The organism is Armatimonadota bacterium (genome assembly GCA_035527535.1).
GTDB lineage: Bacteria > Armatimonadota > Hebobacteria.
Genome location: DATLAK010000146.1, coordinates 1 through 2,403, shown reverse-complemented (window position 1 = coordinate 2,403; position 2,403 = coordinate 1). Strand labels below are relative to the sequence as shown.

General features: G+C 65.3%; 3 protein-coding genes. All 3 read right to left on the bottom strand.

Translation table 11 applies throughout. The features are described from left to right. Window positions 1-204: 204 nt before the first annotated feature. Entirely contained in the window at window positions 205-1,068 is an 864-nt protein-coding gene (locus tag VM221_10210; GenBank protein HUT75189.1) for a PIG-L deacetylase family protein, read from the bottom strand. 605 nt (window positions 1,069-1,673) lie between these two features. Further along, entirely contained in the window at window positions 1,674-2,240 is a 567-nt protein-coding gene (locus tag VM221_10205) for a Fe-S-containing hydro-lyase (GenBank protein HUT75188.1), read from the bottom strand. Beyond that, window positions 2,237-2,403: fumarate hydratase (locus VM221_10200; GenBank protein HUT75187.1), on the bottom strand; the 167-nt coding region annotated here is incomplete at its 5' end. The genes VM221_10200 and VM221_10205, both read right to left, overlap by 4 nt.

Below are 2,403 nucleotides of genomic sequence, written 5' to 3'. Positions count from 1 at the left end.
AGATTTCATCCGGGTCAACAACGAGAATCCCAAACCGTTCGTCTGGACGAAAAAGGTCGATGCTATCTTGGAGAAGGTCGCCCATTGTAAAGCCATCATCGGGACACTACACTAGCAGATGGGCGGCGGCGATGCGCTAAGATGCCGCATCCCGCGTCTTCGAGGCGGGTCAGCGCTGTGTTCGCCCGCCTGCGACGGGAGGGATCATTCCGCCTCCTCATCGCTCACGAGCTTGCTCATGCGCGCTAGGCAATCTTGTCTGGACATCTCCGCGTTGTCCAGCTCTTCGCGCGTCACCGGCAAACGGCGGCCAACCTGCGCCGCGGCTCGAATCCACGGTTCGGCATAACCCGTCTGCGCGTGCCACCCCGCGGTCCCGGCGCCGATGGTTGTGCGTTTCCTGGCGAATGCCGGCGTCTGCGCCTGGCTGGCGAAGAGAATCTCGGCCTTCATGCGATTGGCCGCCTGATCCGTGATGTCAACCAAGAGGTCGGCTTCCGTCAGCGGCAAGTCCACGCCCGTGTAATAGACCGAAGTCACGTGATGAGGAGTGCGCCCGGTTTCGGCGTTGGGTTGGTTCGCCATCCGCACCGCCCGCGTCACCGCAACGCCGGTATCCCGGTGGTCCTCCGGGGCAATGTCCACCATGCCGTGGCGCTGACGGCCCCGAGGCGCATGAGTCAGAACCAAGTGGGGCCTGACCTCGTAGATGATCTCGGTCAGAACGTCAACCACCGCCGGCGTGATTTCCAGCGGCTTATCCTCGAACGGCAACACCCGGACATCGGTGATGCCGAACAACGCGCACGCCTGTGCCATTTCGTGGGCCTTTTGCTCGCCGTAAGCGGCGTCGGTCTGGTTGATAATGCGCGGGTCGCGCTCGGCGGGCGGCTTTCGCAGCTCGTCATACAGCCGCTCGCGGTGAGTCGTAAGGCCTCCGGTCACGGCCACGGCCACGACGGCGTCACCGTCCGCGATGTGGTGAGCCAGGGTTCCGCACATGTGCGATATATCATGCGGATGCGCGACTACGGCAAGAATGGTGAGGCGACCGTCAACGCTGGACATAGGATTCCTCCCGGAAATGCAGGGGTAGCTCATGTGTTCGCCGGCTCGACATGCATTACCTGTAGCCCCAACACCGTTCGGTCATGTCATCCCTTCGTTGCACTCAGGGCAAGCTCTGAGCGAAGTGGCTAGCCCGGATCATTCATAATCCGGGCTGGAGCAGGCGAGCAGTGGAATGGCTAGGCCGGTGGCCGCCACGGCGGCCCCGACAGGTCGGGGCCTAGCCGCAGGCGAACAGGTGAGAAGACCGCAATTGCGAGCCTGCGGTCACCTGCTCAACGCAATCGCGTGTCTCGTCGTGCAGTGTGCGCGGCTTTTGAGCACGTCATGAATAAAGCGGGCTAGGTGCCGACGAATCGGCCCGCCACGGTCCTGTTCCACTGCTCAACTGTTCGCCTGGGTGGAAGTGCCTCCCACTCGGCGGTATGAGGCGCAGCTTCGTTCATCCTGAGCCGACCGAGATCCTTCGCTATCGCTCAGCATGACGTAAGCGAAGGGCTCAGAGCTTCTTGTGGCGCCACATCCGGGAGTGCATCGGTCGCCTGTGCATAATTGACCTAACCAAAGAAGAATGCTCACACCCGGGAGTCGCAGGCGATGCCCGGTCAGCGCGCCTCGCCGGCCGACGGTGTCCGGTACCGGCGCACGCCTTCCTCGTAGATGTCGCCCCCGTGGCAGTCGTTGGCAACGATGACGGGAAAGTTCTGTACCGCGAGGCGATGAATCGCCTCCGTGCCCAGGTCCGGGTAGGCCACGACCTCAGCCGCGACGATGTGCTGGGACAGCAGCGCCCCCGCGCCGGGGGTCGCGCTGAGATACACCGCGCGGTGCCGGCGCAGCGCCTCGCGCACCTGCGGGCTGCGCGCGCCCTTGCCGATCATGGCTTTGAGGCCGACCGCCAGCAGGCGGGGGGCATAGGGGTCCATGCGGCCGGCGGTGGTCGGGCCTGCCGAGCCGATGGGACGCCCCGGCGGCGCCGGGGTCGGGCCGGTGTAGTAGATGATTTGCCCGGCGAGGTCCACCGGCAGCGGTTCGCCTTGGTCGAGCAGCTCCACCAGGCGGCGGTGGGCGGCGTCGCGCGCGGTATAGATCACGCCGGTGATGATCGCGCGGTCACCCGCGCGCAGGGCCATGATCACGTCGTTGGTCAGGGGTGGCGTGAGAACGGTCACAGTGCGCCCTCCGCGTGGCGGTGGGCGTGGCAATTGAGGTTGACCGCCACCGGCAGACTGGCGATGTGGCAGGGATGGGTCTCGACGTGCACCGCCAGCGCGGTGATGCGGCCGCCCAGTCCTGCGGGGCCGAGGCCGAGGTCGTTGATGGCGCGCAGCAAGC

Excerpts from the sequence above, each read along its gene's own strand:
- VM221_10210 (HUT75189.1), bottom strand. The coding sequence starts at position 1,068 with ATGTCCAGCGTTGACGGTCGCCTCACCATTCTTGCCGTAGTCGCGCAT.